The 6,763-nt window shown below is 70.5% G+C and carries 5 protein-coding genes; all 5 read right to left on the bottom strand.

Features of this window, described 5'->3' with window-relative positions; all coding sequences use genetic code 11:
• Positions 1–189: 189 nt before the first annotated feature.
• Positions 190–2,373 carry an MMPL family transporter gene (locus IRZ30_RS14515; protein ID WP_294086181.1) on the bottom strand — a complete coding sequence of 728 codons (2,184 nt, stop codon included), beginning with the start codon at positions 2,371–2,373 and terminating at the stop codon, positions 190–192.
• A 212-nt stretch (positions 2,374–2,585) separates the two neighbouring features.
• Positions 2,586–4,202: a HAMP domain-containing sensor histidine kinase gene (locus tag IRZ30_RS14520; RefSeq protein WP_294086182.1), complete on the bottom strand. Its 1,617-nt coding sequence runs from the start codon at positions 4,200–4,202 to the stop codon at positions 2,586–2,588.
• Positions 4,199–4,909: a response regulator transcription factor gene (locus tag IRZ30_RS14525; RefSeq protein WP_294086183.1), complete on the bottom strand. Its 711-nt coding sequence runs from the start codon at positions 4,907–4,909 to the stop codon at positions 4,199–4,201. The genes IRZ30_RS14520 and IRZ30_RS14525 overlap by 4 nt, the downstream gene beginning before the upstream one ends.
• A 327-nt stretch (positions 4,910–5,236) precedes the next feature.
• Positions 5,237–5,725 (bottom strand): NUDIX domain-containing protein, encoded by a 489-nt coding sequence (locus IRZ30_RS14530; protein WP_294086184.1) that lies wholly within the window; start codon positions 5,723–5,725, stop codon positions 5,237–5,239.
• The gene (nadC, locus tag IRZ30_RS14535; protein WP_294086185.1) at positions 5,722–6,585 is read right to left on the bottom strand and encodes a carboxylating nicotinate-nucleotide diphosphorylase; all 864 of its coding nucleotides are present in this window, start codon (positions 6,583–6,585) and stop codon (positions 5,722–5,724) included. The genes IRZ30_RS14530 and nadC overlap by 4 nt, the downstream gene beginning before the upstream one ends.
• Between the last annotated feature and the right edge of the window lie 178 nt (positions 6,586–6,763).

The following is a 6,763-nucleotide window of genomic DNA, read 5'->3' on the forward strand; positions in this document are numbered from 1 at the left end:
GTCGTCCCCACCGGCGATGGGGATGCTCCCACCCATGCGGAAGTAGATGTCGGTCGCGACGATCAGGCCGCAGGCGCCCAGGATGAACGCGAGCAGCACCAGGAGTACGCCACCAAGCAGTCGTGTCATGTCGTGTCCTTTCCCCTGTGGATCGGTACAACGACCGATGCCGGGATCGCGCTCGCGCCATCAGTCATGGAGCTCTCCGGTCGCGCGGCCGACCGGTTCCTGGTCGATCCCCGCGGGGATGCGCTCCCCCTCGACGCGGACAGCCGGCACGAGGCGCCGGAGCCGGCGCGGCAGCCACCAGTTCCGGTCGCCCAACAGCTCCATGGTGGCCGGGACCAGCACCAGCCGGACGAGCGTGGCGTCGACCAGGATCGCCGCCGCCAGGCCCAGGCCGAGCAGCTTCAGCGACCGGTCGGGAGTCATCGCGAAGGCGACGAAGACGACGACCATGATCGCGGCCGCGGCGCTGATGACACGGGCGGTCCCGGCCAGGCCGTCGGCTACGGCCGTGGCGTTGTCGTGCGTGCGGTCGTACTCCTCGCGCATGCGGGACAGGAGGAAGACCTCGTAGTCCATCGAGAGGCCGAAGACGATCGGGAAGATCATCATCGGCGCCCAGGCTTCGATCGGGCCGGGCTTGCCGATCCCGATCAGCTCACCGGCCCAGCCCCACTGGAAGACCGCGACGAGCACGCCGAAGGCCGCACCGATGGAGAGCACGTTCATGACGACGGCCTTGACGGGCACCAGCACGCTGCGGAAGACGGCGATCAGCAGCAGGAACGACAGCCCCAAGACGATCGCGAAGAAGACCGGCATCCGGCTGGCGATGTAGTCGGTGAAGTCGGTCCCGGCGGCCGTCAGGCCGGAGACGAGGATCGGTCCGGGCGCGCCGGATGCCGGGACCACCTCATCGCGCAGGCGGTGGACGAGGTCGGTGGTCGTCTTATCCTGCGGCGCGCTCGTAGGGATGACCTGGATGATCGCGACCTGGCCATCCGGGCTCGGGATGGCCGGGCTGACGGCCGCCACCCCGTCCGTCGCCCGCAGCCGGTCCGTCACCTGTTCGAGCGCGGGTAGGTCTGCCTGGCCAGTGGGGAGCTCGGCGACCAGCAGCAGCGGGCCGTTGAACCCGGGCCCGAAGCCCTCGGCCAGGAGATCGTACGCCCGGCGGGAGGTGTCGCCGGTCGGGCGGTTGCCCGCGTCGCCGAAGCCGAGCCGCATGTCGAGCACCGGCACGGCCAGGATCAAGAGGATCGCCGTCCCCGCGATGAGCGCGGGCCACGGACGCCGCTGGATAACCCGGCTCCAGCGGTGCCAGAGTGACTGCCGCCCCGTCGCGTCCGCCGCGTGCCGGTGCGGCAGGCCCAGCCGGTCGATCCGCTCGCGGATGAGCCCGAGCAGCGCCGGCAGGAGCGTCAGCGATGCGAGCATCGTCATCAGGACGCTCGCCGCGATGGCGACGGCGACGCCGTTCACCGACCCGAGGTCCATGACGAGCAGGCCGAGCACGGCGATCACGACCGTCATGCCCGCGAAGAGCACGGCGCGGCCGGCGGTGTCGATCGCCACGACGGTCGCGGTCTCCGGATCGTGGCCGGCGCGGAGCGCCTCACGGTAGCGGGTGACGATGAACAGCGCGTAGTCCACCCCGACCCCGATGCCCATCATCATCGCGGCGCCCAGCGTGAAGTCGGGCATCGTGATGAACCGGGCGCCGAGCATGACCAGCATGGCTCCGGTGCCGATACCGAAGAGCGCGGTCACGATGGGGAGGCCCATCGCCAGGACCGAGCCGAAGGCGATCAGCAGGATGACGACGGCGCCGACGAGGCCGATGGCTTCGGCGAAGACCGGCGCTTCCTCGGCGAACATCCCGCCACCGTACTCGATGCGGAGCCCCGGGACGTTGACCTGATCGCCAAGCGCTCTGATCCGATCCGCCGCCGCGCCGTACTCCTCCTGCGGCCGGGCCGAGAAGCTCACGGTGGCGTAGGCGATCCGCCCGTCCTGCGCGATCTGCTGCCGACCGCCTTCCTCGTACGGTGAGGTCACTGTCGCGCCGAGCCCCGCCGCCTCAATCGCAGCGAAGAACTGCTCCATCGGCGCGCGTACCGACGGGTCGGTCACGCCCTGATCGGCCTGAAACACGATCTGGGCTTCCTCGCCGGTGCGCGTCTCGAACCCGTGCTCACGCAGCAGGTCGAGCGCCCGCTGGCTCTCGGACCCGGGCAGCGAGAAGTCGGTGCGGAACTCGCCGCCAAGCGGACCCTGCAGCGCACCGAGCGCGACCAGCAGGACCACCCAGCCCACCAGGACGAGCCAGCGATGCCGGTAGCAGCGCCGTGCAAGTCGTTGAAACATCCGAGCCGCCCCTCCTTACGCTCTAGTGCGGGATCGACCTGCACGCCGGGCGATCCCCGGCGGCTCTTTCGAGCGTAGGAAGTCGATGTCCCAGCTCTGCTGCGAAGGTGTCGCGGCTCGGTCGTGAAAATGTCACGAAACGGTCTCAGGCTCGGTGAACGGCGGCCCTTCTCCCAACGTTGGGAGAGGGGAGTTGGTAGGTTCTGATCGCTTCAGGGTGTCGCTGGGCGTGTCGGCGCGGGGGTGTGGGCGAGCGGGAGGCGGACGGTGAAGCGGCTCCCCTGGCCGGGGGTGCTCTCGACGGCGACGCTACCGCCCATCGCCTCGGTCAGCTCCTTCACGAGCGCCAGGCCGAGCCCCGAGCCGCCGCGAGCGTCATCCCGCGCGCCGGCGCCGCGATAGAACCGCTCCCAGATGCGCGGCAGATCCTCGGGGGCGATGCCCTCGCCGGTGTCGCTGACCTGCACCACGATCGCGTCGCCGTCCCGCTCGGCACCGAGCAGGACGAGGCCGCCGGGCGGCGTGTGGCGGACCGCGTTCGCCAGCAGGTTGCGGACGATCTGCTCCAGGCGCGCGGCGTCGGCATGGGCAGGTGGCAGATCGGGCGTCACCTCGACCATCACCTCGACCCGGCTGCGCTCCCAGGCCAGCCCGGCCGCCGCGTCGGCACAGCGGCGCAGCACGGTGCCGACATCCACCCCCTCCAACCGGAGCGGGAGCTGGCCGGCCTCGACCCGCGACAGGGTGAAGAGGTCGTCGATCAACCGCTGAAGCTGCTCCGTCTCACGGGCCATGATGGCGAGGTCGGCCCGCAGGCTCGGCGGTGGCTCCTCGTGCCAGTGCTCCAATGCCGACTCGAGGTAGCCGCGCAGCGTGGCCACCGGGGTCCGCAACTCGTGGGAGACAGCAGCGACCAGCTCGCGCTGGCTCTGGAGAACGTGGGCCACGGTATCACGCTCCGCCGCCAGCTCCTGCATCGTGCGCTCTAGCTCGGCGGCCATGGCGTTGAAGTCAGCCTGAAGTCGCGCGACCTCGTCCTCACCGGCAACCGGCACGCGCGTCGTGAGATCCCCGGCGCGGAGCGCGCCGGCCGCGCTCGCCAGTTCCTCCACCCGGCGTGTGGTGCGTTTCAGCACAGGTCGTGAGAGCACGGTCACCAGGAGGATCAGGACGAGGCTGATGAGCAGGAAGAGCGTGATCAGGAGGCTGACCGTCGCCAGGATGCTGATGATGACCCAGGCGACGGCCGCCGCGGGACCGGGGAGTTCCTCCGGGAACGAGATCTCGCTCTCGATCTGCGGGAGCGCGCCCGCCATCACGAACAGGGTGACGACGACCGCGATCACGAGGCTGGCGACGAGCTGGGCGTGGGTCAGCGACCAGAGCAGCCGGGAGCGACGGAGCCGATCCCAGGCGGGCCAACCGATCAGGAGCCCGCGCCAGAAGCCGTAGCTCGCGCCGCAGGTGATGGGATCGATGCCTGCGAAGACCGGCGAGCCTGGGAACAGCGCCGATCCGGTGATGATGACGGCCCAGGAGAGCGCGGCGTTGACGAGCACAACGGCAGCCGCTCTGGCGATCTCTCCCTTGACTTGCTGACGGCGATCACCGGTCACGCGCCGCAGGCGCAGCGCGCCGAGTGGCGCCGCGAGCGTCCCAACTGCGAACCCACCCAGTCCCAGCAGGATGGCCCGCGACTGCGTGCCCTCGGTATCTCCCGCGGCGACCAGCAGCAGCGACGTCAGCACGACGACGAGCAGGCCGGTCTCGGCCAGCACGCGCGGGAGCCCGGCGCTCATCAGCCAGGAGCGCCGGGTCAGCCGGCTCATGCGCCCTCCCGCACGTCGGGCGCGCGCAACCGGTAGCCGACGCCCCAGACCGTCTCGATCGCCTCGCCGAGCGGTCCCAGCTTCTTCCGGAGCCGGAGCACGGCGTTGTCGACCGAGCGCTCGCCGACGAACTGATCGCCCCAGATGGTGTCGAGCAGGTAGCTCCGCCCGAAGGCGCGGCCCGGATGACGCATGAGTAGGTGCAACAGGCGGAACTCGGTCGGCGTCAGGTCCAGCTCCTGGCCGTCCAGGGTGGCGATGTGCCGCACGGGGTCGAGCGCGAGCGGGCCGTAGCGCACGACTTCCGTGCCGGCCTTCCGGTCGGCCTCCAGCATCTGGCGCACGAGGTCGGTGCGCCGCAGCAGCGCCCGGACGCGCGCGAGCAACTCACGCATGCTGAACGGCTTGGTCAGGTAGTCGTCGGCCCCCAGCTCCAGCCCGATGACCCGATCGACCTCCTCGCTCCGCGCCGTCAGCATCAGCACCGGCGTCGGGTATTCCTGGCGCAGCCGGCGCAGCACCTCAAGCCCGTCGACCTGGGGGAGCATCCAGTCGAGCACGACTAGATCGGGTTGCTCGCGAGCGAGCAGGTCGAGTGCTGTCTGCCCGTCGTAGGCCGGCACGACGCGGTAGCCGGCCGCGGTCAGCTCGCGCTCGATCACCTGGGCGAGGTCGCGGGCGTCTTCCACCAGCAGGATCGTCGTCATGTCGCGCTTCCCCGGATGCCGGTTGCCGGCCGTCGTCTGGCTACACCCTGAGTGTACCAACGGACGAGCCGGGCCTCGGTGGGGGCCGCAAGGCGGGGCGGCACACATGGCCGGTTGGGGTGAGTGCCCCCGCAGGACGCATTCACGTCATCCCGTTGATATCACCCTGAGCGTCCCACGTCATTCTGAGCGGAGCGAAGGATCTCGTGCCGGAGCGCTGGAACTCGCCGGAGATCCGTCGCTTCGCTCAGGCTGACAGGAAACCAAGCGATGACCCGCGCTCGGAACTCTGCAACAGGCGTGCGAAAGACGCAGGCTCCCCACGCCCTACATGAAGAGCTTCCAGGAGTCGGGTGTCGTGCCCGGCAGGCGGGAGTGGTAGTCGTCGACGAGGCGGTGGGGGCGGATCTCGCCGCGCAGGACGCGGCGGGCCAGGTAGCGGACGAGGTCGGCGATGTCGTCGCGCGCCTCGATCTCGGCAAGCGTGAAGAACCGCGCGTCGTCGTTCTCGCGGCCCTCGGCGCGTGGCTCGCCCGCGACGTGCTCCAGCAGCCAAAGGACGTAGGTGTCGTTGTCGGGGCCGTCGAAGCGGCTGCGCAGCCCAATGATGCCGACCGGCCGCGCCTCGACGCCTGCCTCTTCCCGCACCTCGCGGGCGATCGCGACATCGAGCGTCTCGCCAGGGTCGATCAACCCACCGGGGAGCATGTAGCGCCCACGGTTCGGGCCGTAGGTCATGCGCACCAGCAGCACCGCGTCGCCGCGGACGACGAGCCCGCCAACGCTGGTGACGTTCCGCGGCTCGCGGTCGCTCATGGCGCATCCTCCTCCGGCTGTAGTTCGATCTCCAGGCTGATATCGAGCGCCGGGGCCGAGTGGGTCAGCGCGCCGGAGGAGATCAGATCCACGCCCGTCTCTGCCACCTGCCGAACCGTCTCCAGCGTGATCCCGCCCGAGGCCTCCAGGATCGCCCGTCCGGCGGTCCGTCGCACGGCCTCGGCCATCATGTCGATCGGCATGTTGTCGAGCAGGATGACATCCGCCCCCGCGGCGAGCGCCTGGTCCAACTCTTCGAGCGAGGTGACCTCGACCTCGATCCGCAGAGTGTGCGGCGCGAACGCACGGGCCGCCGCGACGGCGCGGGCGATCCGATCGGCCCCGCCGATGGCGGCGAGGTGGTTGTCCTTGATCAGCACCCCATCGCTGAGGCCGACCCGGTGGTTGTGCCCGCCGCCATGGCGCACCGCTGCCTTCTCCAGCAGGCGCATCCCGGGCGTGGTCTTCCGGGTGTCGATGATGCGGGCGCCGGTGCCCTCAACGGCGGCGACGTAGCGTGCCGTCAACGTCGCCACCCCGGAGAGCCGCTGCACGAAGTTGAGCGCGACCCGCTCGGCCGAGAGAATGCCGCGCGCCGGGCCGGAGACCCGCGCCAGGTGCTGCCCCCGTTCGATCCGGTCCCCGTCGGCAGCCAGAGGCTCGAACGTGATGGCCGGGTCCACCTCATGGAAGACGGCGGCGGCGACCTCCAGTCCGGAAAGCACGCCGGGGCTCTTGGCCAGCAGGTACCCGCTCGCCTGCAAGCCCTCCGGCACCGTCGCCAGCGTCGTCACATCCCCGGTGCCGATGTCCTCCGCCAATGCCAGTTGGACGATGCGCCGCACGTACTCGCCCTGCATAGTCCCTCCCGCCGCTTGCGTACTCCCGCGGCATCCTACTCGCGCGCCCGCCCCGCGGCAACTCACCCCGATTCCCGGTGGCATGACGGCCCGCACCCGCCCCGCCCCGGCGCGGGCAGGGGGACAGATGGTGCGAAGGATCCCGTGCCGTGGTGTGTGCTTGCCGATGGGTGGTGTG

This window comes from Sphaerobacter sp. (assembly GCF_019683595.1).
In the GTDB taxonomy this organism is placed as follows: Bacteria; Chloroflexota; Chloroflexia; order Thermomicrobiales; family Thermomicrobiaceae; genus Sphaerobacter.